General features: G+C 66.8%; 26 protein-coding genes. 23 read left to right on the top strand and 3 right to left on the bottom strand.

Annotated elements, in window-relative coordinates:
- Nucleotides 1–130: 130 nt before the first annotated feature.
- A complete protein-coding gene (locus ACF3NP_RS08285; protein WP_181889814.1) occupies nt 131–844 on the top strand; it encodes a DUF2786 domain-containing protein in 714 nt (237 codons plus the stop codon).
- A gap of 468 nt (nt 845–1,312) precedes the next feature.
- Complete coding sequence (locus ACF3NP_RS08280) at nt 1,313–2,386, top strand: MFS transporter (RefSeq protein ID WP_392398625.1); 1,074 nt, start codon at nt 1,313–1,315, stop codon at nt 2,384–2,386.
- 18 nt (nt 2,387–2,404) lie between these two features.
- Here the strand turns inward: ACF3NP_RS08280 and ACF3NP_RS08275 are convergent, their stop codons facing one another.
- Nucleotides 2,405–3,628 carry an amidohydrolase gene (locus tag ACF3NP_RS08275; RefSeq protein ID WP_181889817.1) on the bottom strand — a complete coding sequence of 408 codons (1,224 nt, stop codon included), beginning with the start codon at nt 3,626–3,628 and terminating at the stop codon, nt 2,405–2,407.
- A 354-nt stretch (nt 3,629–3,982) separates the two neighbouring features.
- On the opposite strand from ACF3NP_RS08275, the gene rpsH reads away from it, so the two are divergent.
- The 19 genes from rpsH (at nt 3,983) to eccB (ending at nt 18,843) form a co-directional block, all read left to right on the top strand.
- Complete coding sequence (rpsH, locus tag ACF3NP_RS08270) at nt 3,983–4,381, top strand: 30S ribosomal protein S8 (protein ID WP_181889818.1); 399 nt, start codon at nt 3,983–3,985, stop codon at nt 4,379–4,381.
- 18 nt (nt 4,382–4,399) lie between these two features.
- Nucleotides 4,400–4,936 (top strand): 50S ribosomal protein L6, encoded by a 537-nt coding sequence (gene rplF, locus ACF3NP_RS08265; RefSeq protein ID WP_070474977.1) that lies wholly within the window; start codon nt 4,400–4,402, stop codon nt 4,934–4,936.
- 2 nt (nt 4,937–4,938) lie between these two features.
- Nucleotides 4,939–5,343, top strand: a complete 405-nt coding sequence (gene rplR / locus ACF3NP_RS08260; RefSeq protein WP_181889819.1) for a 50S ribosomal protein L18 — start codon at nt 4,939–4,941, stop codon at nt 5,341–5,343.
- Between the two features lie 40 nt (nt 5,344–5,383).
- Nucleotides 5,384–6,037, top strand: coding sequence for a 30S ribosomal protein S5 (rpsE, locus tag ACF3NP_RS08255; RefSeq protein ID WP_181889820.1), 654 nt, complete (start codon nt 5,384–5,386; stop codon nt 6,035–6,037).
- Between the two features lie 5 nt (nt 6,038–6,042).
- Nucleotides 6,043–6,228 carry a 50S ribosomal protein L30 gene (gene rpmD, locus ACF3NP_RS08250; RefSeq protein ID WP_181889821.1) on the top strand — a complete coding sequence of 62 codons (186 nt, stop codon included), beginning with the start codon at nt 6,043–6,045 and terminating at the stop codon, nt 6,226–6,228.
- 7 nt (nt 6,229–6,235) lie between these two features.
- Complete coding sequence (gene rplO, locus ACF3NP_RS08245) at nt 6,236–6,700, top strand: 50S ribosomal protein L15 (RefSeq protein ID WP_070474973.1); 465 nt, start codon at nt 6,236–6,238, stop codon at nt 6,698–6,700.
- Nucleotides 6,701–7,292: 592 nt separating this feature from the next.
- A complete protein-coding gene (secY, locus tag ACF3NP_RS08240) occupies nt 7,293–8,621 on the top strand; it encodes a preprotein translocase subunit SecY (protein WP_181889822.1) in 1,329 nt (442 codons plus the stop codon).
- Complete coding sequence (locus ACF3NP_RS08235) at nt 8,621–9,166, top strand: adenylate kinase (protein ID WP_181889823.1); 546 nt, start codon at nt 8,621–8,623, stop codon at nt 9,164–9,166. The genes secY and ACF3NP_RS08235 overlap by 1 nt, the downstream gene beginning before the upstream one ends.
- Nucleotides 9,167–9,245: 79 nt before the next feature.
- Nucleotides 9,246–10,037 carry a type I methionyl aminopeptidase gene (gene map, locus ACF3NP_RS08230; RefSeq protein ID WP_181889824.1) on the top strand — a complete coding sequence of 264 codons (792 nt, stop codon included), beginning with the start codon at nt 9,246–9,248 and terminating at the stop codon, nt 10,035–10,037.
- Nucleotides 10,038–10,088: 51 nt separating this feature from the next.
- Nucleotides 10,089–10,874 carry a L,D-transpeptidase gene (locus tag ACF3NP_RS08225; RefSeq protein WP_181889825.1) on the top strand — a complete coding sequence of 262 codons (786 nt, stop codon included), beginning with the start codon at nt 10,089–10,091 and terminating at the stop codon, nt 10,872–10,874.
- A 165-nt stretch (nt 10,875–11,039) separates the two neighbouring features.
- The gene (infA, locus tag ACF3NP_RS08220) at nt 11,040–11,258 is read left to right on the top strand and encodes a translation initiation factor IF-1 (RefSeq protein WP_019193979.1); all 219 of its coding nucleotides are present in this window, start codon (nt 11,040–11,042) and stop codon (nt 11,256–11,258) included.
- A 175-nt stretch (nt 11,259–11,433) separates the two neighbouring features.
- Nucleotides 11,434–11,802 carry a 30S ribosomal protein S13 gene (gene rpsM, locus ACF3NP_RS08215; protein ID WP_034997293.1) on the top strand — a complete coding sequence of 123 codons (369 nt, stop codon included), beginning with the start codon at nt 11,434–11,436 and terminating at the stop codon, nt 11,800–11,802.
- A gap of 3 nt (nt 11,803–11,805) precedes the next feature.
- Nucleotides 11,806–12,207: a 30S ribosomal protein S11 gene (rpsK, locus tag ACF3NP_RS08210; protein ID WP_038609718.1), complete on the top strand. Its 402-nt coding sequence runs from the start codon at nt 11,806–11,808 to the stop codon at nt 12,205–12,207.
- A 27-nt stretch (nt 12,208–12,234) separates the two neighbouring features.
- Complete coding sequence (gene rpsD, locus ACF3NP_RS08205) at nt 12,235–12,840, top strand: 30S ribosomal protein S4 (RefSeq protein ID WP_181889826.1); 606 nt, start codon at nt 12,235–12,237, stop codon at nt 12,838–12,840.
- A gap of 113 nt (nt 12,841–12,953) precedes the next feature.
- Nucleotides 12,954–13,967, top strand: a complete 1,014-nt coding sequence (locus ACF3NP_RS08200) for a DNA-directed RNA polymerase subunit alpha (RefSeq protein ID WP_181889827.1) — start codon at nt 12,954–12,956, stop codon at nt 13,965–13,967.
- A 46-nt stretch (nt 13,968–14,013) separates the two neighbouring features.
- A complete protein-coding gene (rplQ, locus tag ACF3NP_RS08195) occupies nt 14,014–14,508 on the top strand; it encodes a 50S ribosomal protein L17 (RefSeq protein WP_181889828.1) in 495 nt (164 codons plus the stop codon).
- A 98-nt stretch (nt 14,509–14,606) separates the two neighbouring features.
- Nucleotides 14,607–15,437: a tRNA pseudouridine(38-40) synthase TruA gene (gene truA / locus ACF3NP_RS08190; protein WP_181889829.1), complete on the top strand. Its 831-nt coding sequence runs from the start codon at nt 14,607–14,609 to the stop codon at nt 15,435–15,437.
- Nucleotides 15,438–15,470: 33 nt separating this feature from the next.
- Complete coding sequence (locus ACF3NP_RS08185) at nt 15,471–17,588, top strand: DUF6541 family protein (protein ID WP_392398624.1); 2,118 nt, start codon at nt 15,471–15,473, stop codon at nt 17,586–17,588.
- A gap of 40 nt (nt 17,589–17,628) precedes the next feature.
- Complete coding sequence (gene eccB / locus ACF3NP_RS08180; protein ID WP_181889831.1) at nt 17,629–18,843, top strand: type VII secretion protein EccB; 1,215 nt, start codon at nt 17,629–17,631, stop codon at nt 18,841–18,843.
- A gap of 9 nt (nt 18,844–18,852) precedes the next feature.
- Here eccB and ACF3NP_RS08175 read toward each other — a convergent pair whose 3' ends face one another.
- Nucleotides 18,853–19,926 carry a S8 family serine peptidase gene (locus tag ACF3NP_RS08175; protein WP_202032266.1) on the bottom strand — a complete coding sequence of 358 codons (1,074 nt, stop codon included), beginning with the start codon at nt 19,924–19,926 and terminating at the stop codon, nt 18,853–18,855.
- Nucleotide 19,927: 1 nt separating this feature from the next.
- A complete protein-coding gene (gene eccD / locus ACF3NP_RS08170; protein ID WP_181889832.1) occupies nt 19,928–21,238 on the bottom strand; it encodes a type VII secretion integral membrane protein EccD in 1,311 nt (436 codons plus the stop codon).
- Between the two features lie 129 nt (nt 21,239–21,367).
- Between eccD and eccCb the strand changes: the two genes are divergently transcribed.
- Entirely contained in the window at nt 21,368–24,793 is a 3,426-nt protein-coding gene (gene eccCb / locus ACF3NP_RS08165) for a type VII secretion protein EccCb (RefSeq protein ID WP_181889833.1), read from the top strand.
- Complete coding sequence (locus tag ACF3NP_RS08160) at nt 24,790–25,698, top strand: type VII secretion-associated protein (protein ID WP_311390508.1); 909 nt, start codon at nt 24,790–24,792, stop codon at nt 25,696–25,698. Before eccCb ends, ACF3NP_RS08160 begins: the two co-directional genes overlap by 4 nt.
- The last annotated feature ends 16 nt before the right edge of the window (nt 25,699–25,714 follow it).

Below are 25,714 nucleotides of genomic sequence, written 5' to 3'. Positions count from 1 at the left end.
TCTGCGTGCGAAAACGCGGGTTATCCACAGGGGTGCGAACGCGAATTCCACAAGCCCGAAAACATCCGCCTTGACGCCCCGCTACAACTGCACCCACACATCCGAACTCAGAAAGGGGTGGGTGCGTCCGATGCGTACCGAAGACAAGATCAAACAACGACTGCAGAAACTGCTCAACCAGGCCCGCGACCGTGAGGGCACGCCGGAGGGCGACGCGTTCTACGCCAGGGCGTTCGAGCTCATGGCGGAGTACGGCTACGAACAACGCGACCTGGACACCGAGGACGGCGACGAGGTGGGCCAGCGCACCTACGAGTTCGCCGGTTCCTACACGGAGATGCAGGCGAACCTGCTGCTGACCATCGCATTCGCCCTGCACTGCACCGGATTTTCGCAGCGCGTGTACAACTCCACGCGCATGAAAGACGCCGTCATCTTCGGCTGCGCGCGCCACCTGGAACGGGTGGACATGCTCTACGCGCTGCTTCTGCCCGTCATGCTCGCGGACGCGCAGAAGGTGCGCGCCACCCACTGGGGAGAATCGGCGGTGGTGCGCCGCCGCAGCTTCATGTCCGGCTTCGCTGCGAGCATCGGCGCGCGCCTCGCCGAAGCCGAAAAGACCGTGGAGGAATCAGACGGGGAGTATGGGCTCGTGCTTGTCGACGACTTCCAGAAGGCCACCGAAGCCCGCGACAACTTCGCCGCAGAAATGGGCTTCTTTTTAGGCAGCTTCTCGTCCAAGCGTTCCTTCGACGCGGATGCGTTTGACCAGGGGCACGAGGCGGGGCAGCGCTCCGACATCGGGCAGACGCGGGTGCGCTCACGGCCGGCGCTGCCGTTCTAGCGGTTTCGGGGATCTTCGTGATCGTGCAGCTTTTCTTGTACGGTGTTGGTGCAAGAAAAGTTGCACGATCACGGGAGGTTCGATGACACCACGCGAATACGACCATCCAACAACCGACGAAATCACCCTGACCAGGGTGCTTGGTGCTTTGAGTGACCCCACCCGACTCGAGATGATCCGTCGGCTCGCCGACGGGTTGGACCATGACAGTCTCGAGCTTGCAGACGATTTGCCCCGGTCGACGCTCACGTACCACACGCGCATGCTGCGAGAGGCGGGGGTGACGTGGACCCGGGGGGAGGGACGCGCATGCTTGATCCGATTGCGGCGGGACGATCTAGATCGTCTATTTCCCGGTGTGCTTGCGGCAGTGATCGCCAACGCGAACACCGAGGGGGAACAGGGATGATGCGTCGGCTATGGCCTTTCGTGCTGGGGAGCGTGGCACTCGGCCTAGACGCATACGTGGTGGCGGGACTTCTGCCGGCCATCGCAGCCGCACTTGGAACGCCAGAAGCCACGGTTGGGCTGGGGGTTGCGGCGTTTACAGGTTCGTATGCCGTCGTGGGGCCGTTACTGGCGGGAAAGGCAGGGCGGCAATCGCGGCGCAGCCTGATCATCGCCTTGCTTGTGTTCACTTTGGCGAACTCGGCCACGGCGCTGTCGCCGACAATCTGGGTCTTCCTGGCTTCTCGCGTGGTGGCCGGCGCGGCAGCCGGTGTGTATTCGCCGCTGTCTTCGGCGGTCGCCGCTGAAATCGTGGGGCCGGAACGCCGAGGGCGCGCATTGGCGTTAGTCCTTGCTGGCTTAGCGGTCGGCACTGTATTCGGCGTGCCGATCGGTCTGATGCTGGCACAGTATTGGGATTGGCGTGCCGCGATACTGCTTATCGTGGTCGTCGGAGGTACAGCACTCGCGGGTATTGCACTTCGAGGAGGGGACCTGCCAGCGATTCCAGCGTCTAGTCCCGCCGACCGGCTGCGGTCTATTACACGGCCTAAGAATCTCCTCACGGTCATTGTGACGCTGTTGACCGGCGTCGCTTCTCTGGGGCTTTACACCTACCTCACAGTCGTGCTGTCTGGGGGAGCCCTTGCGGCGCATCAAAACATAGCGATTTGGGTGTGGGGGCTGGGCGGTGCTGTCGGAGCACTGGGGATTGGGTTGCTCGCGGACAGGCATGACCCGCTGCGGCTCAGTGCTGTGATCCTTGGGGGCCTCACCTGTGCGTTGCTCGGCATGACCCAAGGCCAGGTTCCAGTGTTGGTGGTAGTCAGTCTGTTTGTCTGGGGATTATGCGGATGGGCTTCTCTCGCGCCCCAGCAACAAGTATTAATTCAAGCGAATCCTGCTGATGGCGCGACGGCTGTTGCTGCAAACGCTTCGGCCAACTACCTGGGGTCGGCGCTGGGCGCGGCCGCCGGGTCGCTATTGGTCGCTGCACATGCGACACCGGCCGTACTTAGTGGCTCAGCAGCGGCCGTAGCAGCGCTTGCGTTGTGCTGCCAGCTCGTTCGGCAGCGCATGGATACCAACGGCTGAGAGAAACTTTTGTTGTTCTCAGTCCACCAGCCACGCGGCAGCAGCCACGATCATGGCCTCGGCCGCGCGGTCGAGCGTGGGCTGCAGGTCGGGCGCGAAGGCCGGGGAGTGGTTGCCGGGGGCGTTTTCCCAGTCCTTGAAGCCGCCCAAGCCCCAGTACGTGTACGGCACGTCGAGCGCGTCCGGGATGATGGAGAAATCCTCAGAGGCGGGGATCTGGTCCAAGTCCGCGGCGTCGCTGCCGAAGTGGGCGTCGAACGCGCCGCGAACGCGGGAGGTGGTCTCCGGGTCGTTGTCCGTGAGCGGGTACTCGTCGTAGAACGTGATTTCCGGCTCCCGCGGGCTGCCGGCGGCGGCGCACTCGCCCTCAACAATGCGGGTGATTGCGCTGCGCAGCGTGTCGCTGACCTCCCGGGTGTAGGCGCGGGTATTCACCAGAAGCTCGGCGGTTTCCGGGATCACGTTCGCCTTCACACCGGAGTGGATCGCGCCGACGGTGAGCACCGCGGTGTCTTTCGCTTGCACTTCGCGGGAGACCACCGTGTGTAGGCGGGTGACGATGTTGGAGGCGAGCAGGACCGGGTCAACGCCCTTTTCCGGCATGGAGCCGTGGGTGCCCTTGCCCCACACGGTGATCTGGGCGGAAAACGCCTGGGACATGAACGGCCCCGGGTGGGTGCCCACAACACCTGCGGGCAGCATCGGCAGCACGTGCTGACCCAAATACACGTCGGGTTTCGGCATCGCCTCGCGGATGCCGTTGGCCAGCATCACCCGCGATCCGGCGTACGCCTCCTCCGCGGGCTGGAACACGGCGACCAGGGTGCCGCGCCAGCAGTCGCGGTTGACGGCGAAAGCCTCCAGCGCTCCGAGCACGCCCATAATGTGGAAGTCGTGCCCGCAGGCGTGGGCGACGTGCTCCTCGCGGCCGCTGACAGCATCCACCTGCGTGGCGGTGGAGGCGTACGGCTTGCCGGAACGCTCCTGCACCGGCAGCCCGTCGATGTCCGCGCGGATGGCCACCACCGGGCCGGGCCCGTTGTCCAGCACGCACACCGTGCCCGTTTCGCCCACCTGCGTGTGCGGCAGCTGCAGCGCATCCAGCCGGGAGCGGATCTTCGAGGCCGTCTGCAGCTCCTGCAGCGACAACTCGGGATGCTGGTGGAACCAGACGTAAAGATCCTTGCGGGCCTCGCGCGTGGCGGTCAGCGATCCGACGAGCTGTGCAAGGGCGGTATCCATGCAGGGCAGTCTATGGGGTCTTGAATCTCTGGCGGGTTGGTGGGGCGCTGAACGTGCCCGTCGATAAGCGATTTGCTCATTGGTGCAGGAAAGCGGTAAGTTACCCCCTCGGACTTGCGCGCCGACGCTTCGGCGTGCGCAAGCCGAAGTACATTTGAACATCCAACTTTGTTGCAGGCCCCCCGCCATGATGCGGACCGCGTGCAAGGGAGGCGGCGAGCGGCCCGCGCTATTGAGTGCGGGCAGCGTGAGTAGCCCCCGACAGACCATGCGGAAAACGCGACCCGAAACGCCTCAGCGTTACAGGTCACCCGGTGGATGGGAACCGCAACGAGAAAGGTAACGGTCACCACAATGACCATGACTGATCCGATCGCGGACATGCTGTCGCGCGTGCGCAACGCAGCAAATGCGCAGCACGACGCCGTGTCTATGCCTTCGTCCAAGATCAAGGTGAACATCGCCGAGATCTTGAAGCAGGAAGGCTACATCGAAGATTACAAAGTTGAGGACGAGAAGGTCGGCAAGTCGCTGACGCTCAACCTCAAGTACGGCCCGACCCGCGAGTCTTCCATCGCTGGTCTGCGCCGCGTGTCCAAGCCGGGCCTGCGCGTGTACGCGAAGTCCAACGACCTGCCTCAGGTGCTCGGTGGCCTGGGCGTGGCAATCATCTCCACGTCCCACGGTCTGCTCACCGACCGCCAGGCTCAAGAGAAGGGTGTAGGCGGGGAAGTCCTCGCTTACGTCTGGTAAAGGGAGGTTGAAAGACTTATGTCTCGTGTAGGTAATGCACCCATCGCAATCCCGAACAACGTCGAGGTGAAGATCGACGGCCAGCACGTCGAGGTCAAGGGCCCGAAGGGCACCAAGGATCTGGATATGCCGGCACCGATCACCGCTTCCGTCGAGGACAACCAGATCCTGGTGGCTCGTCCGGACGACCACCGTGACAACCGTTCGCTGCATGGCCTGACCCGCTCCCTGATCAACAACATGGTCGTGGGCGTGACCGAGGGCTACAAGATCAACATGGAGATCTTCGGCGTCGGCTACCGCGTGCAGCAGAAGGGCAAGGACCTCGAGTTCTCCCTCGGCTACTCGCACCCGATCCTGATCGAGGCGCCGGAAGGCATCACGTTCTCCGTCGACGGCAACACCAAGTTGGCCATCGAAGGTTCCGATAAGCAGCAGGTTGGCCAGATTGCGGCAAACATCCGCCGTCTGCGTAAGGATGACCCGTACAAGGGTAAGGGCATCCGTTACGCCGGCGAGCAGGTCCGCCGCAAGGTCGGAAAGACGGGTAAGTAATCATGAGCAATACTGCAGAGAACACCAAGCGCACCCCGGTTGGCAAGGACATCTCGTCCCGCCGCCGCGAGGCACGCGCACGTCGCCACAACCGCATCCGCAAGACGCTGCGCGGCACCCCGGAGACCCCGCGTCTCGTTGTGCACCGCTCCTCGCGTCACATCCACGTCCAGGTCATCGACGACCTCGCAGGCCACACCCTGGTCTCCGCGTCGTCCATCGAGCCGGACGTGCGCAACCTGGAGGGCGACAAGAAGGAAAAGGCTGCCAAGGTTGGCCAGCTCGTCGCTGAGCGCGCCAAGGCTGCAGGCATCGAGGCAATCGTCTTCGACCGCGGCGGCTACAAGTACCACGGCCGTGTCGCGGCCCTGGCCGAAGCAGCTCGTGAAGGTGGTCTGAAGTTCTAATGATCACCGCAAACATCACCATCAACGGAAGGATCGCGTAATGGCCGAACGTGAACGGCGTGACGGCGGGCGCTCCGCCGACAACCAGAACAACAACGACCGCAACGACCGCAACGATCGTGGCAACCGTGGTGGCCGCGGCCGCCGCGATGACCGTCGCAACAACCAGAACGACGAGCGCGACAAGTACATCGAGCGCGTCATCACCATCAACCGCGTTGCCAAGACCGTCAAGGGCGGCCGCAACATGTCCTTCACCGCACTCGTCGTCGTCGGCGACGGTGAGGGCATGGTCGGCGTCGGCTACGGCAAGGCAAAGGAAGTTCCCGCCGCAATCCAGAAGGGTGCAGAGGAAGCTCGCAAGAACTTCTTCCGCGTCCCGATGATCGGCGGCACCATTCCTCACCCGGTCCAGGCAGAAGAGGCTGCGGGCATCGTCATGCTCCGCCCGGCTGCTCCGGGTACCGGTGTCATCGCCGGCGGCGCTGTCCGTCCGGTGCTCGAGTGCGCTGGTATTCAGGACATCCTGGCCAAGTCCCTTGGCTCGGACAACGCCCTGAACGTGGTCCAGGCAACCGTCGCAGGCCTGAAGCAGCTTGTCCGCCCCGAAGAGGTGGCTGCCAAGCGCGGCAAGTCCGTCGAGGAAGTTGCACCGGCTCGTATGCTGCGCGCACGCGCAGGACAGGAGGCCTAAGCACCATGGCACTGAAGATTACGCTGCACCACGGCAAGGTTGGCGAGAAGCCGACCACCCGTAAGAACCTCGAGGCTCTCGGCCTGCGCAAGATCGGCCAGTCCGTCGTGAAGAAGGACAACGCGGCTACCCGCGGCCAGATCCTCAAGGTGCGCCACCTCGTCACCGTTGAAGAAGTTGCAGGGGAGTAGATACAACATGGCTGACATCATCAAGCTCCATGATCTGCGCCCGGCAGAGGGCGCAAACAAGGCCAAGACCCGCGTCGGTCGCGGTGAGGCCTCCAAGGGCAAGACCGCCGGCCGCGGTACCAAGGGCACCAAGGCTCGCAAGCAGGTTTCCGCTGCTTTCGAGGGTGGCCAGATGCCGCTGCACATGCGTCTGCCGAAGCTGAAGGGCTTCAAGAACCCGAACCGCGTCGAGTACCAGGTGGTCAACGTCGCGGATCTGGCTGAGGCCTTCCCGCAGGGCGGCGACATCGCCATCGCCGACATCGTTGCCAAGGGCCTCGTTCGCCCGAAGCAGCCGGTGAAGGTGCTGGCAGAGGGCGACATCAACGTCGCGCTCAACGTCACCGCGAACAAGTTCTCCAAGTCCGCTGAGGAGAAGATCAAGGCCGCTGGCGGTTCCGCCAACGTCGTTGAGTTCTCCAAGCGTGCGTAAGAGCACTTAGCTTTACGACGAGCCCCCGCCCCGGACATTCCCGTCCAGGGCGGGGGTTTCGCCGTTTTTGTGGGGAGGGCGTCCTGACACATCGCGGCGGCCGTTTGCGCCGACCTGTGTTTTTGGGGGCGCTCTGACGGATTCCGCCGCGAAGTGTCGGGGGAGCGTGGGGGATTTGTCCACTCGCGCAGTCGGTCCGAGTGAGCAAGTACCTAGTTGGGTGGACAATGTGTTCATTTTGCGCAGGTCGGTGAAATCGACGGGCGGATCTGTTCATCGGCCGGTGAATCAATTTAGGCGGGGGATCCGTCCCCGCCCGCCACCTCTGACACATCACGGCAGCCGGTTGTACCGACCTGGGCCGATAGGTCCCGCCTGACGGATTCCGCCACCATGCGTCAGTCCGAGCGCCTGGGAGGAGACTGGGAGTCGCGCCGTAACCGAACCTGAAATATCAACTTTCCATCGGGTGCTGTTAGTGTAGTGGGGTCAAAAGACGGCCCCGCCGGTTTTCGCGTGCCCGCGAAACCTGGGCGAGGAGTCGAATGTCCACTACCTCCCGCCCGTGGCGCGGCGGGGGCCAGGAGGCTTTGTGTCCGCTATTGCTCAGGCGTTCAAGGATCCGGATCTACGCAAGAAGATCCTGATCACCCTTGCGCTGATGTTTCTGTACCGCGTCGGCTGCCAGATCCCCACTCCGGGCGTGGATTACGGGCTGATTAACTCGCGCCTGGAGGAAATCTCCCAGGGCGACCAGGCGACGATGTTCTCCATCATCGGATTGTTCTCCGGTGGCGCGCTGCTGCAGCTTTCCATCTTCGCCATCGGCATCATGCCGTACATTACGGCCTCGATTATCGTGCAGCTGCTCACCGTGGTGATCCCGAAGTTTGAGGAGCTGAAGAAGGAAGGCCAGTCCGGCCAGGCGAAGATGACGCAGTACACCCGCTACCTCACGGTGGCGCTGGCGCTGCTGCAGTCCGCCGGCATTGTGGCGCTGGCGGACCGCGAACAGCTGCTCGGTCAGGGCATGCCGGTGCTGGTGGAGGACCGCAACATCTGGACGCTTCTGATGATGATCATCGTCATGACCTCCGGTGCGGTGCTCATCATGTGGCTCGGCGAGATCATCACGGAAAAGGGCGTCGGTAACGGCATGTCCCTGCTCATCTTCGCGGGCATCGCCACCCAGATCCCGTCCGAGGGCGCGTTCATTCTCCAGCAGTCGGGCGCGGTCACCCTGACCCTGGTTGTCCTGGCGCTGATTGCGCTCGTCGTCGGCATCGTGTTCATCGAGCAGGGCCAGCGCCGCATTCCGGTGCAGTACGCCAAGCGCATGGTGGGCCGCCGCCAGTACGGCGGTTCCTCCACCTACCTGCCGCTGAAGGTGAACCAGGCGGGCGTGATCCCGGTGATCTTCGCCTCCTCGCTGATGTACGTGCCGGTGCTGATCACCCAGATCGTCACCATGAACAACCAGACCCCGCCGGACAACTGGTGGATGAACCACGTGATGGCGTGGCTGCAGAACCCGGGTTCCTGGCAGTACATCCTCACCTACGTGGTGCTGATCATCTTCTTCTCCTACTTCTACGTCTCCATCCAGTACGACCCGGTGGACCAGGCGGAGAACATGAAGAAGTATGGCGGCTTCATCCCCGGTATCCGTCCGGGTCGCCCGACCGCGGAGTACCTGGCGTTTGTGATGAACCGTTTGCTGTTCGTCGGCGCCATCTACCTCGCCGCGATCGCTGTTCTGCCGAACCTGGCTATGGACGCCGGCATCACCGGCTCCGGCCGTATGGGCATGAGCGCGTTCGGCGGCACCGCGATCCTGATTATGGTGTCCGTGGCCCTGACCACGGTCAAACAAATTGAATCTCAGCTCCTGCAATCCAACTACGAAGGACTTTTGCGATAATGCGTCTCGTTCTCCTTGGCCCTCCCGGTGCCGGCAAGGGCACCCAAGCCGCGATTCTCTCCGAGAAGCTCGGTGTGCCGCACATCTCCACGGGCGATTTGTTCCGCGCCAACATCGGCGAGGGCACCCCGCTCGGCGTTGAGGCGAAAAGCTACATCGACGCCGGCAAGCTCGTGCCCACCGACGTCACCGCGCGCATGGTGGAAGACCGCCTGAATCAGGACGACGCGAAGGACGGCTTCCTGCTGGACGGCTTCCCGCGCACTGTGGAGCAGGCTGAGATCCTCACCGAGCTGCTGAGCAAGAAGGGCGAGAAGCTCGACGGCGTGCTCAACTTTGTCGTCGACGAGGACGTTGTGGTCGAGCGCATGCTCGCCCGCGGCCGCGCGGACGACAACGAGGAGACCATCCGCACCCGCCTCGGCGTCTACCGCGACGAGACCGCCCCGCTGATCCAGCACTACGGCGACCAGATCATCTCCATCGACGCCGTGGGCGACGTCGACGAGATCAACCAGCGCGCCATGGAGGCGCTGGGCAAGTAGCCCACGTAGCGTGAAGGCCGGTGTGTTTGCACCGGCCTTTCGCATTTCGCTTATCGACGAACCAAAGGACCACCACGCAATGGTTTTCAGGAAACGCAAGATCGCGGCCAAGACGCCGGAGGAGCTCGACGCCATGGAGGCCGCCGGGCGCATCGTCGGCACCGCCCTGCAGGAAGTGCGCGCGGCAGCGAAACCCGGAGCGAGCACGCTCGACCTGGACAAGGTCGCCGAGACGGTCATCCGCGACCATGGCGCCATCCCGACGTTTTTGGGCTACCAGGGCTTCACCGGCTCTATCTGCGCGTCGGTGAATGAGGTGGTCGTGCACGGGATTCCGTCGAAAAGCATTGTGCTCGAAGAAGGCGACTTGGTCTCCATCGACTGCGGCGCCACCCTCGACGGCTGGGTGGGCGACAGTGCCTGGTCGTTCGGCATCGGCGAGTTGGCTCCGGAGGTGGACGCCCTCAACTGCGCGACCGAGTGGGTGCTGGCGGAAGGCCTCAAGGCGATGGTGCCGGGTAACAAGCTCACCGACGTCTCCCACGCGCTCGAGCTGGCCACCCACGCGGCTGAGGAGCGTTTCGGGGTGGAGCTGGGCATCGTCGACGGCTACGGAGGCCACGGCATCGGCCACACCATGCACGAAGAGCCGTACCTGGCCAACGAGGGCAAGCCGAACCGCGGTCCCGTCATCCAGGACGGATCCGTGCTGGCCATCGAGCCGATGCTGATCCTCGGCGGGGAAGTGGACACCGAGGTGCTGGAGGACGAATGGACCGTGGTGTCCGTAGACCGCGCACCCGCCGCGCACTGGGAGCACACCGTCGCGGCGACCGCAGGCGGCCCGAGAATTCTTACGCCGCGCGTGTAGTTTTCTGGCGCGTTGTGGTGCGTTTGATGACAGGGAGGTTATACTTCCGCCATGTCTTACCGTCCCCGCCACGCAAAGCAGTCGCCGCTGAAGCGACGCGCAACCACGTTCGCTGCCGGCCTCGGTGTCGTCGCCTCCCTGGCAGCACCGGTTTCCGCCCAGGCCGCGCCCGCGCAGAACCCGGTTGCCATGTCCAGCTTGGACTCGCTGTCCAACCAGGCGACCACCTCCTTCAGCAATCTGGATAAGTCCGCGCGCGACGCCGCGTGGAACATCCGCAACGGCCTGCGCCAGCAGGCTGACGCTCTGGCCGCCATCGACCCGCAGCTGCCGGCGAAGGCGAAGCAGCGCATCGACGAGATCCTCGAGATGTTCTTCCCGGGCCTGATCGCCGAGAAGACCCCGAAGCCGAAGCCGGCACCGGCCCCCGCACCGAAGCCCGAGCCGGCGCCAGCTCCGGCACCGGCCCCGGCACCTGCGCCGCGTACCTCCCCGTGCCCGGCGGACGCGAAGGCCTGCGTGGACCTGACCAACCAGAAGTCCTGGCTGCAGAACAACGGCGAGATCTACTACGGCCCGGTGCAGATCAGCTCCGGCCGCCCGGGTCAGGACACCCCGAAGGGCACGCACTACGTCAACCGGAAGGTCAAGGACGAGATCTCCTACGAGTTCAACAACGCTCCGATGCCGTACTCCGTGTACTTCACCAACAACGGCATCGCGTTCCACCAGGATGATCCGTACGTGCCGTCTGCGGGCTGCATCCACCTTTACCGCGCGGACGCGCAGCGGTACTTCAACGACCTGCAGATCGGCGACAAGGTCTACGTGTTCTAGCACGTGCCCGCGATGAGCCCCGGCTAGCGCTGGGGCTTTTTGCGTTTTCGCAGGTAAATGGCTAATGTAGTCCAGCGGTGTTTGTGCAACCTTGCGCAGGCCCCGCATGTAACCGGTAAATACGTCTGCTGCCTGCACTTTCAGGCGGCGTAGGAAGTGGAGTGTATGGCGAAAGAAGGCGCAATCGAGGTTGAGGGCCGCATTGTCGAGCCCCTGAAGAACGCGATGTTCCGGGTCGAACTGGACAACGGGCACGAGGTTCTCGCCCACATCAGTGGCAAGATGCGCCAGCACTACATCCGCATCCTCCCGGAGGACCGTGTCGTGGTGGAACTTTCCCCCTACGACCTGGACCGCGGGCGTATCACTTACCGCTACAAGTAAGCATTTCAGCCTTCTCACCCAGATCCGTCCCGGTGGCGGATCGTGCACCTCTGGCCACGGTGGCTGGAGCCGCGCGTAACCACAACCCACTCTCCGGCACGGCCCGGACAAAGCGTTGTTTGGCGTGGACGGGTGGGGAGAAAACCACCGTAACAACCCGAAAGGCACGTACCTCATGGCACGTCTAGCTGGTGTGGATCTCCCGCGCAACAAGCGCATGGAGATCGCACTCACCTACATCTATGGCATCGGTGCAACCCGAGCCAAGGAACTGCTCGAGAAGACCGGCATTTCTCCGGACCTGCGTACGGACAATCTGTCCGACGATCAGCTCGCCGCTCTGCGCGACGCGATCGAGTCCTCCTACACCGTAGAGGGCGATCTGCGCCGCGAGGTGCAGGCAGATATCCGCCGCAAGATTGAAATCGGCTCCTACCAGGGCATGCGCCACCGTCGTGGCCTGCCCGTCCGCGGCCAGCGCACCAAGACCAACGCGCGCACCCGCAAGGGCCCGAAGAAGACCATCGCAGGAAAGAAGAAGTAACCTATGGCTCCTCAGACTCGTTCCGGTGCGCGTCGCGGACGCCGCACCGTCAAGAAGAACGTGGCCGCTGGCCACGCGTACATCAAGTCCACCTTCAACAACACCATCGTGTCCATCACGGACCCGCAGGGCAACGTGATCTCCTGGGCATCCTCCGGCCACGTCGGCTTCAAGGGCTCCCGCAAGTCCACGCCGTTCGCCGCGCAGATGGCTGCCGAGAACGCTGCCCGCAAGGCGATGGACCACGGCATGAAGAAGGTCGACGTCTTTGTCAAGGGTCCGGGCTCCGGCCGCGAGACCGCAATCCGTTCGCTCCAGGCTGCCGGCCTGGAGGTGTCCTCGATCTCCGACGTGACGCCGCAGCCGTTCAACGGCTGCCGTCCGCCGAAGCGTCGTCGCGTTTAAGGCTGAAAGGAAAAGAGGTAAAGAAACATGGCTCGTTACACCGGCCCTGCTACCCGTAAGTCCCGTCGCCTCCGCGTCGACCTCGTCGGCGGCGACATGTCCTTCGAGCGTCGCCCGTACCCCCCGGGGCAGGCAGGCCGCGCCCGCATCAAGGAGTCCGAGTACCTGCTCCAGCTGCAGGAGAAGCAGAAGGCTCGCTTCACCTACGGCGTGATGGAGAAGCAGTTCCGCCGCTACTACGAAGAGGCGAACCGTCGTCAGGGCAAGACCGGCGACAACCTGCTGATCCTGCTGGAGTCCCGTCTGGACAACGTGATCTACCGCGCTGGTCTGGCTAAGACCCGCCGTCAGGCACGTCAGCTGGTCTCCCACGGCCACTTCACCGTCAACGGCAAGCACATCAACGTGCCGTCGTTTGCGGTGACGCAGTACGACATCATCGACGTCCGCGACAAGTCCCGCAGCATGCTGTGGTTCGAAGAGGCTCAGGACAACCTGCTCGAGGCCGTCGTTCCGGCGTGGCTGCAGGTCGTTCCGGACACCCTGCGCATTCTCGTGCACCAGCTGCCCGAGCGCGCTCAGATCGACGTGCCGCTGCAGGAGCAGCTCATCGTCGAGCTCTACTCGAAGTAAACTTTCGTTTGCTTCACCCCGCGCACTGTCGACGCGTTCGGCCGGTGCTCGGAATCTTCCACATATCCGTTCCTACCGGCTTCAAATAGCGGGAGCCGACAAAGGAGAAGTTCATGCTCATCTCTCAGCGTCCTGAACTGACCGAGGAGTACATCGACACCAACCGCTCGAAGTTCATCATCGAGCCGCTCGAGCCTGGTTTCGGTTACACCCTGGGCAACTCTTTGCGCCGCACGCTGCTGTCGTCCATCCCGGGCGCAGCCGTGACCTCCATCAAGATCGACGGTGTGCTCCACGAGTTCACCACGATCACCGGCGTCAAGGAGAACGTCTCTGAGATCATCCTCAACATCAAGGACATCGTCCTGTCTTCCGACTCCGACGAGCCGGTTGTCATGCAGCTTGCTGTTGAGGGCCCCGGCGACGTCACCGCAGGCGACATCGAGCCGCCGGCTGGCGTGGAGATCCACAACCCGGATCTGCACATCGCGTCGCTGAATGAGCAGGCTCGCCTCGAGATGGAGCTTGTTGTCGAGCGCGGCCGCGGCTACGTCCCGGCCATGCCCAACTCCGGCGGTGAGGCCGGCCGCATCCCGGTCGACCAGATCTACTCGCCGGTCACCCGCGTCGCCTACAAGGTTGAGGCGACCCGTGTTGAGCAGCGCACCGACTTTGACAAGCTGATCATCGACGTGGAGACCAAGAACTCCATGACCGCACGTGACGCCCTCGCGTCGGCCGGTTCCACCCTGGTGGAGCTCTTCGGCCTGGCGCGCGAGCTGAACACCGCGGCCGAGGGCATCGAGATCGGCCCGTCGGCGCAGGAGACCGAGTACATCGCCGCGTACTCCACGCCGATCGAGGAGCTGAACTTCTCCGTGCGCTCCTACAACTGCCTGAAGCGCCAGGACATCCACACCGTCGGTGAGCTCGCAGAGTGCACCGAGTCTGACCTGCTGGATATCCGCAACTTCGGCCAGAAGTCCATCAACGAGGTCAAGATCAAGCTTGCCAGCCTGGGCCTGACCCTCAAGGACGCTCCGGAAGATTTCGACCCGACCCAGATCGAAGGATACGACGCCGAGACTGGCGACTACGTCGACACCAGCGCGGACGAGACCGAGTAACACCACAGAGCACGCGCTCAATTAACCGCACACGAGGAGTACGAAAATGCCTACCCCGAAGAAGGGCGCCCGTCTCGGAGGCTCGGCCGGCCACCAGAAGCACATTCTGTCCAACCTGGCCCTGGCCCTGTTCGAGCACGGCGCAATCAAGACGACGGACGCGAAGGCACGTATGCTGCGTCCGTACGCCGAGAAGCTGATCACCAAGGCGAAGAAGGGCACCGTGGCTGACCGCCGCGCCGTGCTCGCCGAGCTTCCGAACAAGGAGGTTGTGACCTACCTGTTCAACGAGCTCGCGCCGAAGTTCGCCAACCGCGATGGCGGCTACACCCGCTCCATCAAGCTGGAGAACCGCGCCGGCGACAACGCTGCGATGACCCAGATCTCTCTGGTCCTCGAGGAGACCGTGTCTTCCGAGGCAACCCGCGCAGCACGCGCCGCCGCTTCCCGCCAGGCCGATCAGGCCAAGGCTGAGGAGGCTCCGGCAGAGGCCGCAGAGTCCACCGAGGCTCCGGCTGAGGAGACCGCAGAGGAGAAGTAGCCCACAGCTACGCCCCGCACGAGCGCCCGCCCACCTGCACTGCAGCGTGGACGGGCGCTTTGCTGTGCGCGCCAATTCCGGCGATACAATGCCTCACCATGGACGACACGCTGCGCCTGCGCCTGGACATCGCCTACGACGGCACCGACTTCCACGGCTGGGCCCGCCAAAAAGGGGACCTGCGCACCGTCCAGCAGACCATCGAAGACGCGCTGTCGCTCGTGCTGCGCACCGACGTGGCGCTGACCGTCGCCGGGCGCACCGACGCGGGCGTGCACGCCTCCGGCCAGGTCGCGCACGCCGACATTCCCAAAGACTCGCTCAACCAGCGCTCGATTGAGGGGGATCCGGGGCGGTTGGTGCGTCGATTAGCAAAATTGCTCCCTGAGGACGTCCGCGTGTTCGGCGTCACCCAAGCCCCCGCGGGCTTCGACGCGCGCTTTTCCGCCCTGACCCGCACCTACTGCTACCGGGTGACCACCCACCCCGCGGGTGCGGTACCCACCCGCGCGCGGGACACCGCCGTGTGGCCGAAACCCGTGGACCTCGACGCGGTGCAGGCCTGCGCCGACGCGCTGGTGGGCCTGAACAACTTCGCGGCGTTTTGCCGCCCGAAGGAGCACGCCACCACCATCCGCGACGTGCACTCCTTCACCTGGCGCGAAGTCGAACCGCAGCTTTTCGAGGCGCGCATCACCGCCGACGCGTTCTGCTGGAACATGGTCCGCGCGCTCGTGGCCACCTGCCTCACCGTCGGCGAAGGCCGCCGCGCGCCCGAGTGGCCGGAGGAGCTTTTGCTTCTCGACGCCCGCGAGCCCGACGTCCCCCTCGCCCCCGCCCGCGGCCTCACACTGGTGGGGGTGGACTACCCGGCAGATAGCGACCTGGCGGCGCGAGCCGAAACGACGAGAGCTATGCGCGAGATGTAGCATGCTTGGGTTACATCAGAACCGGGAGGTGCCATGACAACAGTCGCTGCCGCGTGGTTTGCCGTGGTGTTCTTCACCCTCCCCGGATTCGTGTTCTCCTGGGTCGCCGGCATGAAAGCCCCGGCGGCAGGCGTGGCCGCGCTGCCGGTGACCTTCGGCCTGTTTGGCGTGACCTCCTGGTTCTGGGGGCTGACCAGCGCGCCCTACAACCTGTGGACGTTCGGCGTGAGCATGGTCGTGGCACTCATGGCGGCCGCAGCGTGGCGGTACATGTTCGTGCGCCGGGCGCGCCGCGGGGGAGCGGTGAGCTGGCGCCGGGCGCTGTTTCCCGGCGACGTGCGCAAGGGAAGCATCGCCGACCCGTACTGGGTGCTGCCCGCCGTAGGCGTCGGCGTGGGCGCGTTCATGGCGGCCTCGGAGAGGCTGCACTGGCTGGAACGGATGCCCAACGGCGTCTACAACATCGTCCAGGGGTGGGACGTGCAGTGGCACGCCAACCTGGTCCGCTTCATCATGGACGAGGGCGTCGCCTCCGCCACCCGCATGGGCGAGCTGCAGAACGTGGAAACCCAGCTGAAGCTGTTTTACCCGTCCGCCTACCACGCAGGCATCGCCCTGTTCGGCGAGACGGCGGGCCTGGACCCCATCCCGGCGCTGAACATCGCCTCCGCCGTGCTGCCCGCGCTTGCGCTGCCGGCGACGCTGGCGTGCCTGGTGTTCGCGTTCTTGCGCTCCACGGGTGTCACGGCGCAGATCGCCGCCGCGCTCGCCGCGATCATGGGCTATGCCGCCCCGCAGCTGTTCTGGATCCCGGACTACGTGGGCATGTGGCCCTACCTGTTCGCCGTGGCGCTGACCGGCACCGTGACGTGGCTGCTTGTCACCGTGCCGCGCAGGCGCGCCAGCGCCCTGCCCGCCGCACTCGCGTTCGTGGCGGTGCTGTGCGTGCACCCGTCCGCGGTCACCATCGTCGTGCTCGCCGTCGGGTTCTACTGGCTGACCTCCACCCTGACCTCCCCGGAGCGCACGCGGCTAACGGACACGCTGTGGATCGCCGTGCCCGCCGTCGCCGGCGTGGCCATGTTCGTCCCGCAGGTGCTCGCCGGCTCCGCCCAGGCGGGCGAGGTGGCCTCCTGGCGGCCAGAGGAAACCCTGGGCGTCGGCGGGGCGTGGGGCACAGCGCTGCGGATGGAGACGCGCCACGTGCTGCAGTTCTTCCCGGCGTACGACCCCACCGTGCTGCTCTGGCTCGCCGCCGCGGGTGCGGTGGTGTGCCTGCTGTGGCGCCGCCAGATCTGGCCGGTGCTCTTCTACGCGGTGTCTTTGGCCATTACCGCCAACGCCTTGGCGCCCTTCGGCAACACGCTCGGCCACCTGCTCGACTACGTGGGCAACCTGCACTACAGCACCGGCCACCGCCTGATCATGCCGGTGGTCATGGCTGTCACGGCCTCGGCCGCTATTGCCGTGGCGGCGGGGATTCGCGTGGTCACGGCAGCGCCCGTCGCTAAGCGGTACGCGAAAGGCGAGCGAGCCTCCGCAATCGCGGGCATCGTCGTCGCCTGCATCGTCGCCTCCGCCGCGGTCCCGATGATCCGCGAGCACACCGACCACGGCGCCGAAAAAACCTACGCCGCCGCCCGCGTCGCCGACCGCATGGTCGACGCCGAGGACCTCGAAGCCTTCGACTGGCTGGCCACCCAACCCGCCGCCTGGGAGGGCCTGACCGCGGGCGACCCCGCCGACGGCTACTCCTGGATGTACGCCTACAACGGCGTGCCCACCTTGAACCGCCACTACCTGTGGCCCAACGGCGGGCGCGGCACCAACGGCGACATCATGTACTGGAACGCCGACTTCATCGGGGAGGGAGAACACAACCTCGTCGACGAGACCGTGGAGAACCTCAACGTGAAGTTCTTCCTGCTCAGCCCCGGCGCGTTCTGGAACTACCAGTACCCGCCGTACGAGATGCTGCGCGACTTCTGGGTCTCCGAGGGTGTGACACCCGTCTACCGCAAGGGGAAAACGGCGATCTTCGCGGTGAACAGCCAGTTCAGCGAGGCGGAGCTGGAGGAGATGATCGCAGACGGTAAGGAGCACGGCTCGGACGAGCTGTTTGCGCTCGCGGAGGTGGGCGCGACGCAGTAAGCTTTTTGCCAGGTGTTTTTCTCGGGGGAGGGGAATTGTCATGGCGAAGCTTCTGCCAACCACGCGTGCCCAGGTGTCGGGGCACAAGTTCATGCGCCGTCGTATGGAACACGGCCTGGTCTTCGGGGATATCCGCATGATCCACGATCCGTTGGCCTCGAGGCGTCGCGCGACCATTTTCGGCACCGCGGCGGTGGCGATGATCGCGGGTGTGATGGGGCTGTTCGCGTGGATGCGGCCGAACGCGGACCCGGGTGATGCGCCGATTGTGCGCGCCGCGGACGGCACGCTGTACGTGCGCGTGGGGGATGCGGCGCACCCGGTGACGAACTTGGCGTCGGCGCGCCTGATTGCAGGGCAGGCGGCTGATCCCGCCCGCATCGGCGACGAGAAGCTCGCCGAGTTGCCGCGCGGTGTGCCGGTGGGCATCGTCGCCGCGCCGGGCATGTTCGCGCCCGAGGACGCGCAATCGGCCAGCTGGTCAGTGTGCGGCGCGGACACGATCACGGTGGTCGCGGGCAAGGCTCCGGAGCCGTTGCCTATCGACGCCGCCGTCCTCGCCGCCGACACCACCCGCGAGTGGGTGGTTACTGCTGAGGGGCGGCGCCTGCTGCCGGAGGCACACACCCCGCAGGGCCGCGTGATCCGCCGGGCGCTGGGGATTACCCCGGACACGCCGCGGTGGACGCCGCCGACGCAGGTCATCTCCGCGTTGCGGGAGCTGCCGCCGGCGGCGTTGCCGGATCCGCTGCCGCAGATCATCGACGCGGACGACCAAGCCTGGGCGCTCGCGGACGGGCGCATCCAGCCGATCACCGGCACCCAACGGACCATGCTTTTGGACGCCGGGGCGAAGGCCGCTGTCGCGAGCCGTGAAACCCTGGCGTCGTACCCGGACGCGGAGGAGGAACTGCGTTTGCCGGGGCAGCGGCCGCGGTGGGTCGAGCCGCACCTGGCGTGCGTGGACCAAAACCGCGGCGGGGCCACCGTGGACGAGGTGCCGGAGGGCATCGAGCTGTCCGGCACGTCCGTGGCCACGCACTTCGCGGGGTTGGACGGCGGCTCCGTCGGGGTGGACTCGGGCCACGGGTTCCACGTCGTTTCCGCCAACGGGCTGCGCCACCGCGCCCCCGACGCCGAGACGCTGGCGACCGTGGGTGCGGCGCACGTGGAGGACGTGCCGTGGGAGATCGTCGCGCTTTTGCCGGAGGGCGCGGAGCTTTCGCGCGACGCGGCGATGACGGCGACGTACTAGGCCCAGTTGCTAGAGCTGCCGGGCGCGCAGCGCGACCACCAGCGCGGCCAGCGCGAGCGCCGCGCCGGCGAGCGCGCCGAGCCTGCCCACGGCCGGGTTGGGCCGCGGGTCCACGGGTCTCACCTGCGCGGTCGGGCGGTCCGCCAGCTCGTGCGGCGTCAGTTGGGTCAGCGCTGCTAGCGGGTCGATGGCGCCGCCGCCGGGTTGGGCGGAGGCGTCGAGAAGCGAGCGTACATGCTCCGGGGCGATGCCGGGGTAGCGCGACTGCAACAGCGCCACCGTGCCGCTGACCACCGGGGTGGCGAAGCTCGTGCCCGCGTACGGGTGCACGCCGTCTTTGACCAACGTGCCTTCCGCCCACCCGCCCGGGGCGAGCGCGGCCGGCGCATGCCCCGGCGCGGAGAGTGCGGCGGGCAGGGAGTAGTCGGCGATGGCGTGGTCGTCGGCGCGCGCGGCGACCGCCAGCACGGTGGGGAAGCGGGCGGGGAAGACCTCGAAGCCGGGCTCGCAGTCCGGACCGGCGTTGCCCGCGGCGGCCACGACCACCGCGCCTTGCGCCTCCGCGCGGTGGAGGGCGGCGGCGATGCCGGAGGTGTCGATGCGCGAAGCGAACCCGGGCTCCAGGCAGGACACGACGGAGATGTTGAGCACGCTCGCGCCTTCGTCGAGGGCGTTGTGGATCGCGTCGGTGAGCGTTTGCAGGTTGCCGGCGTCGACGTCGCGGTAGTGCGCCGAGGTCTGGCGGATCGAGATGATTTCCGCGTCCGGGGCGATGCCGAGGGTGTGCCCGGCGATGATCCCGGCGACTGCGGTGCCGTGGTTGTCGCAGTCGTGCAGCGCGTCCGCGGCCACGAAGTCGCGGCCCGGTCGCAGGTGGGTGATCTCGGGGTGCGGGGCGACACCGGTGTCGATCACCGCCACGCGCACCCCGGCGCCGGTGGCGAACTCCCGCAGCGCTTCGGTCGCGGGTGAAGCAGCAGGTGTATCGACGATCGCCGGCACCGCGCACGCCACATCCTGGGCTTGGGCAGGCGCAGGCGTGAGGCTGAGCGCGAGCAGGGCAGAGGCGACGAACTTGCGCATCTTAGAGCCCCCGGATCATGTCGAACAGCCCGGTCAAGTGCACCGCCAGCGGGATCACGGCGATGGTGGCGGCGACCTCGGCGCGCTCGAACCACACGATGGTGGTCGGCTCCACGTCCGGCACCCGCGGCGCCCACGCGACCGTCGCCGCGGCAGCCAATGCCGCGAGCGCCGCGACGGCGATGCACGCCGGGTGCCCGGTCTTTGCCGCGGCGACCACGGCGGCGACCACGGCGGAAAGCGCCACCGCGGTCAGGCACGCCCGCGGCACGGACCAGTGCTGGCGCGAGGCGTAGACCACCAGCGCGCCAGCCACGCACAGGCAGAACACGAACACCCACGCCCCGCCGGCCCGGCCCAGCCAGAAAAGCGCCGGCACGCAGCACGCGGCGATCGCCGCCGAGATGGCGGAGGCGATGGTGGACGCGGCGGCGCTGCGGGCGTCCACGTCGTGCTGGTAGTCGTCGGAGCGGTCGAACTCCTCGCCGGCGGTTGGCACCCGCGGCACCGTCAGCCCCGCCGCGCGCGTGGACGCGCCGGGCGTGGCCATCACCCCGAGCACCCCGGTGAGCACCGTCAGCGCCGGTGGGGCGAGCGGGCCGGGCAGCCACACGCCGGCCGCCCCGGCGCCGCCGAGCACGCAGACCGCGGCGGTGAACGCCACCTGCGCCGCCCCGGCCAAGCCCAGCGCCACACCGACACCGACGGCCACCGCCGCCGCGAGCAAGCCCGCCAACGCTCCGAGGCCGAGCGAGGCCGCATCAGCACCGCCGCCGCCACCGGCGACCCACGCACCCGCGGCGAGCCCCGCCAGCAGCGGCACGGCGGCGAACGCCGGGCGCGACCTGCCTATCGACGTCACCGCCAACGCCAGCAGCGCCACTGCCCCCAGCGCGACCGGCCACGGGGCGAACACCCGCGCCAGAAGCAGCACCGCCGCAAGACCGGCGAACGTCGCCGCCGCGTCCAGCCCGCGCACCTGCCGCGCCGACTCGGCCGCCCCGGCCAGGGCGTCGGCCGCGTCGCGCACGACCGGCGGGGGCGTGGGCTCTTGGGGATGGAGGGCGACGGTGGCGCCGTCGTGAAGCTTTAGTGCGTACAGCGGCGTGTGCATATCCAGCACCGCCCCGCCTGCGGTGGTGGCTTGCCACGGGCGGTGCACCTCCGGCAGCTCCACTAAGCGCGCGAGCTCCGGCAGCACCTCCGAAAGCGTCGACGACGTCGGCAGCGTGACGTCGATGTCGCGGTGGAACGCGACAACCGAAATGCGGACAGTGACGCGCACGACGTGGTGCGCAGACGTTGCAACCAACTTGAAAAACCCCCGAAATATCAGGCGCGGCCCCCATTCGCCGCGCGACGGGAAACAGTATGGCTTACAATCCACAGCGCGTCCACAGTTCGGGGGAACTGTGAGAAACCACAAGGGGGAAAATCCACGATGCTTGGCCTCGACTACGACCAAGTCCTCGCACCAACAACCGGCACTCAAGCGGCGATCGACGCCGCGCCGCCGCCGACCGGCAACTTGCGCGCCGAGCCCGTGCCCGCGGCGCAGAAACCGCAGTCGCCGCCGGTGATAAAGATCCTGCTGCCGGTGGTGATGGTCGTCGCGATCGGCGCAGTGATGGTGCTCATGGCCATGTCCGGCCGCGCCGTGAGCCCCATGATGCTGATCTTCCCGCTGATGATGCTCTTCGGGCTCGCCGGCATGGTCAACCCGCAGGAAAAGCAGGGCGACATCGACGAGACCCGCCGCGTCTACCTGCGCCACCTCGATGCACTGGCGAACAAGGCGCGCGCGAACGCCGCGACCCAGCGCACGCACGCCACTACGTTGCACCCCGCGCCGGGCGAGCTGGTGGCCGCGGTGCCGGTCGAGCGCGTCTGGGAGCGCGCCGGCGCCCCGACGGTGCGCCTGGGCACCGGCGCGGGCGCGCTGTGCACCCCGGTGGACGTGGACGATCCGGGCAGCCCCGAGGACTTGGACCCGGTGTGCGCGGTGAGCCTGCGCCGCACCGTCGCGGCGGTGAGCACGGTGCCGGGCATGCCGATCATGGTGCAGCTCGACGCGTTTCCCGCGATCACGCTCGCAGGTCCTACGGCGGACGACGTGGCGCGCTCCATCGTGTGCCAGCTGGCGTTTTTCTACGGCCCGGAAAAAGTCCGCATCGACGCGCCGTTCGCCTGGGCGAAGTGGGTGCCGCACGCGCGCTCCGAGGGGGCGTTTCGCATTGCGCTTATCGACGGCCACGCCTCGCCCGCACCCACCGACGCCGACCTGGTGGTGACCATCCACGACGACCCGGACTTCTTCGTCGACCCGGACGCGTTCCACCTGATCTGCACCGACGTGCTCGAGGCCGCCACGGCCCAGGGAATTGAGCAGCTTGGCGTGCCGGATCGGTTCACGGACGCGGAGGCGGAGTTCGTCGCAAGGCACTTAGGCTTCTACCGCCGCCCCGACGGCGCGGTGGAGGCCGGCGGGGATTTCCTGTCCATGCTGGGCGTGCCGGACGTCGACGCGCTGGACGCGCACACGATGTGGCCGGGGGTGCGCAACAAGCTCACCGTGCCGATTGGAGCGACCCCCGACGGCCAGCCGGTGTACCTGGACTTGAAAGAGGCGGCGCTCGGCGGGATGGGCCCACACGGGCTGTGCATCGGGGCGACCGGGTCCGGCAAGTCGGAGCTTTTGCGGACCCTGGTGGTGGCGCTGGCGGCGACGCACTCGCCCGACGAGCTGAACTTCGTGCTGGTGGACTTCAAAGGCGGCGCGACGTTTTTGGGCTGCGAGTCGCTGCCGCACACCGCGGCGGTGATCACCAACCTCGAGGACGAGGCGGTGCTGGTGGAGCGCATGTATGATGCCATCTCCGGCGAGATGCACCGCCGCCAGGAACTGCTGCGGGCCGCCGGCAACTTCGCAAACATCACGGACTACACCAAGGCGGGCAACACGTTGCCGTCGCTGGTCATCGTGGTCGACGAGTTCACCGAGCTGCTCACCCAGCACCCGCACTTCGCGGACCTGTTCGTGGCGGTGGGCAGGCTCGGCCGCTCCCTCGGCGTGCACCTGCTGCTCGCCTCGCAGCGGCTGGAGGAGGGCAAGCTGCGTGGGCTGGATTCGCACCTGTCCTACCGCATCGGCCTCAAGACGTTTTCCGCCGGCGAGTCCCGCCAAGTCCTCGGCGTGCCGGACGCCTACGAGCTGCCCGGCGAGCCCGGCTCCGGCTACCTCAAAGCCGGCATGGACCTGACCCGCTTCCGGGCGGCGTACGTCTCCGGCCCGCTGACCCGCACCGTGGTGGAGCACCCCGGCGAGCAGCACGTGCGGCTGTTCACCGGCGACGAGATCGAGCTCGCGCCCACCGCCTACGTGGAGGAGGACCGCTCCACCACGCTTTTGGACGCGGTGGTGGCCAAGGCCCGCGACGTCGCCGACGCCCGCGGCATGCGCGCCCACCAGGTGTGGCTTCCGCCGCTGCCGGATCGCATCCCGCTGGCGCAGCTGGCGCACATGGACGGGGCGCTCGGGCTTATCGACGAGCCCTACAAGCAACGCCAAACCCCATTCCACCTGGACCTGAATGCTGCCGGCGGGCACGTCGCCATCGCGGGCGGGCCGCAGACGGGCAAGACGATGGCGGTGCGCAGCATCGTCGCCACGCAAATGCGCGCAGGATTGGCCGTCTACATCATCGGCGACCTGCCGGAGCTCGAGGCGCTGCCGCACGTCGCCGGCGTGGCCAGCATGAAAGACACCGAGCGCACCCGCCGCGTGATCGACGAGGTCACCGGGTTCTTGGACCACCCGCGGCCCGTGATGCTCGTCGTCGACGGCTGGCACGCCCTCGACGAGGACCTGCGCGAACCGCTCGCCCGCATCGCTTCCGAAGGCCCCGACGCCGGCATCCACCTCGTGGCGACCACCCAGCGCTGGAGCGCGATCCGCCCGAACGTGCGCGACCTCATCGGCACCCGCCTCGAGCTGAGGCTGACCGAACCGATGGACTCCGTGATCAACCGCAAACACCAAGAAAAACTGCCCGCCACACCCGGCCGCGGCCTGACCCCGGACGGCAAAACCGTCCAGCTCGCCTTCACCAGCGGCGAGGACATCGCCCACCTCGCCACCTCCGACCAGGCGCCGGTGGAGAGGCTGCGGGTGCTGCCGGAGCGCGTGGATACGCACTCGCTTCTCGACGGCCAAAGGATCCCCCTCGGCATCGGCGGCCCCACCCTCGAGCCCGTGTACTCGTCCGGGCACGTCCTGGTCATCGGCGCCGGCGGCTGTGGCAAATCCACCTTCATCGCCAGCACCATCACCGCGGTGGAGCACATGGGCCGCGAAGCCGCTCGCATGGTGGTGCTCGACCCCAGGCGCGCGCACCTGGGCCGGGCCAGCGAGGAGATGGTCGCCGCCTACGCCGCCTCCACCAGCGCGATCACGCAGGCCGCTAAATCGCTCGCCGTCACGCTCACCGAGCGCCTGCCCGGGGCCGATGTGACACCCGAGCAGCTGCGCGAGCGCTCCTGGTGGACCGGGCCCGAGCTGTACCTGATCATCGACGACTACGAACTCGTCGGCGAAGAACCCTTACGCCCAATCGCGGAACTGTTGCCGCACGCGCGTGACATCGGCCTGCACGTCGTGGCCGCCCGCAAATTCGGCGGCGTTTCGCGCGCGCTGTTCGGGCCGTTCCTCACCGCCGTAAAAGACCTGCACCCCGACGTGCTGCTCATGGACGGCACCCGCGACGAAGGCGCCATCTTCGGCGTGCGACCCAGCCCGCAACAACCCGGCCGCGCCACCTGGATCAACGGGGAAGCGCGCGGCACCGTCCAACTCCCGGAGGCACAATGACCGAGCTGCGCATCACCGCCACCGACGCATCCACCGTGATCACCGGTGCGGCCAACATCCACCGCTTCGACGCACCCACCAGCCGCGAAATCGCCGGCACCGTCCGCAGCGTGTTAGGCCCCGAGCCGCACGGCGCGCCGGTGCACATCGCCGCCGACCCGCAACGCCTACGCGAACTGACCCACGCGCTCGCCGACTACGACATCGACCTGACCACCGAACCCCTCGAACCCGCCCCGCCCCCGCCCGACGACGCGCCCGAAGCCTTCCACCGGCCACCGCCGCCCGAGCAGGAGCCGCGCTCCGGCACGTGGATCATCGCCGGCGTCGTCGCCGCGGTCGCGCTCGCCTGCGCCGCCGTGATCTGGGGTTTAACCAGCGGGGGAGCGCAGTCGCAGGCTCCTGCGCAGGAGGAAACGGAGCAGTCACAACCACCGTCACCGCCGCAGGCTGCGCAGTCTCCGTCTCCTGTGCAGGAGGAGGAACGGGCGGAGCAGACGTCGATAAGCATTGAGCGCGAGGGCCTCACCGTCCAACTTCCCGCAGGCTTCACCCTCGAAGCCGACGACGGCATGTGGCGCGCCACGGGCGACGACCCCAACTTCCGCCTGCAGATGGCCGTCGAGCACCTCTACCAGTTGCCCGCGCGCACCATGGCCGAACAACTGCTCGCCGACATTGAGGCCGACCCGGAAGTCGAACTCGTCGACACCGACGGTATCGCCGTGACCTACCTCGAGCGCGCCGGCGACGGCTCGCAATCACTGTGGAAGACCTGGCCCAACGGGACGGTGCAGCTGTTCGTGGGCTGCCACACACGCGCCGAACCCACCGTCGTGCAACGCGCCACCTGCCGCATGGCCATGGAAACCGCTGAATATAAGGGGGCTGACGTGGGGCCATAAAAAAGTTTTGCGACCG

The sequence above is a fragment of the Corynebacterium lehmanniae genome (assembly GCF_043161975.1).
GTDB lineage: Bacteria > Actinomycetota > Actinomycetes > Mycobacteriales > Mycobacteriaceae > Corynebacterium > Corynebacterium lehmanniae.
This window is presented reverse-complemented; position numbering and strand designations above follow the sequence as displayed.

What these genes read in the sequence shown, in the direction of transcription:
- ACF3NP_RS08235 (WP_181889823.1), top strand. Translation starts at nt 8,621, where the DNA reads ATGCGTCTCGTTCTCCTTGGCCCTCCCGGTGCCGGCAAGGGCACCCAA.
- infA (WP_019193979.1), top strand. Translation starts at nt 11,040, where the DNA reads ATGGCGAAAGAAGGCGCAATCGAGGTTGAGGGCCGCATTGTCGAGCCC.
- rplQ (WP_181889828.1), top strand. Translation starts at nt 14,014, where the DNA reads ATGCCTACCCCGAAGAAGGGCGCCCGTCTCGGAGGCTCGGCCGGCCAC.
- ACF3NP_RS08185 (WP_392398624.1), top strand. Translation starts at nt 15,471, where the DNA reads ATGACAACAGTCGCTGCCGCGTGGTTTGCCGTGGTGTTCTTCACCCTC.
- truA (WP_181889829.1), top strand. Translation starts at nt 14,607, where the DNA reads ATGGACGACACGCTGCGCCTGCGCCTGGACATCGCCTACGACGGCACC.
- ACF3NP_RS08200 (WP_181889827.1), top strand. Translation starts at nt 12,954, where the DNA reads ATGCTCATCTCTCAGCGTCCTGAACTGACCGAGGAGTACATCGACACC.
- ACF3NP_RS08160 (WP_311390508.1), top strand. Translation starts at nt 24,790, where the DNA reads ATGACCGAGCTGCGCATCACCGCCACCGACGCATCCACCGTGATCACC.
- ACF3NP_RS08175 (WP_202032266.1), bottom strand. Translation starts at nt 19,926, where the DNA reads ATGCGCAAGTTCGTCGCCTCTGCCCTGCTCGCGCTCAGCCTCACGCCT.
- rpsK (WP_038609718.1), top strand. Translation starts at nt 11,806, where the DNA reads ATGGCTCCTCAGACTCGTTCCGGTGCGCGTCGCGGACGCCGCACCGTC.
- ACF3NP_RS08285 (WP_181889814.1), top strand. Translation starts at nt 131, where the DNA reads ATGCGTACCGAAGACAAGATCAAACAACGACTGCAGAAACTGCTCAAC.
- rpmD (WP_181889821.1), top strand. Translation starts at nt 6,043, where the DNA reads ATGGCACTGAAGATTACGCTGCACCACGGCAAGGTTGGCGAGAAGCCG.
- eccCb (WP_181889833.1), top strand. Translation starts at nt 21,368, where the DNA reads ATGCTTGGCCTCGACTACGACCAAGTCCTCGCACCAACAACCGGCACT.
- rplF (WP_070474977.1), top strand. Translation starts at nt 4,400, where the DNA reads ATGTCTCGTGTAGGTAATGCACCCATCGCAATCCCGAACAACGTCGAG.
- map (WP_181889824.1), top strand. Translation starts at nt 9,246, where the DNA reads ATGGTTTTCAGGAAACGCAAGATCGCGGCCAAGACGCCGGAGGAGCTC.
- rpsE (WP_181889820.1), top strand. Translation starts at nt 5,384, where the DNA reads ATGGCCGAACGTGAACGGCGTGACGGCGGGCGCTCCGCCGACAACCAG.
- rpsH (WP_181889818.1), top strand. Translation starts at nt 3,983, where the DNA reads ATGACCATGACTGATCCGATCGCGGACATGCTGTCGCGCGTGCGCAAC.
- ACF3NP_RS08225 (WP_181889825.1), top strand. Translation starts at nt 10,089, where the DNA reads ATGTCTTACCGTCCCCGCCACGCAAAGCAGTCGCCGCTGAAGCGACGC.
- rpsD (WP_181889826.1), top strand. Translation starts at nt 12,235, where the DNA reads ATGGCTCGTTACACCGGCCCTGCTACCCGTAAGTCCCGTCGCCTCCGC.
- eccB (WP_181889831.1), top strand. Translation starts at nt 17,629, where the DNA reads ATGGCGAAGCTTCTGCCAACCACGCGTGCCCAGGTGTCGGGGCACAAG.
- rplR (WP_181889819.1), top strand. Translation starts at nt 4,939, where the DNA reads ATGAGCAATACTGCAGAGAACACCAAGCGCACCCCGGTTGGCAAGGAC.
- ACF3NP_RS08275 (WP_181889817.1), bottom strand. Translation starts at nt 3,628, where the DNA reads ATGGATACCGCCCTTGCACAGCTCGTCGGATCGCTGACCGCCACGCGC.
- rplO (WP_070474973.1), top strand. Translation starts at nt 6,236, where the DNA reads ATGGCTGACATCATCAAGCTCCATGATCTGCGCCCGGCAGAGGGCGCA.
- rpsM (WP_034997293.1), top strand. Translation starts at nt 11,434, where the DNA reads ATGGCACGTCTAGCTGGTGTGGATCTCCCGCGCAACAAGCGCATGGAG.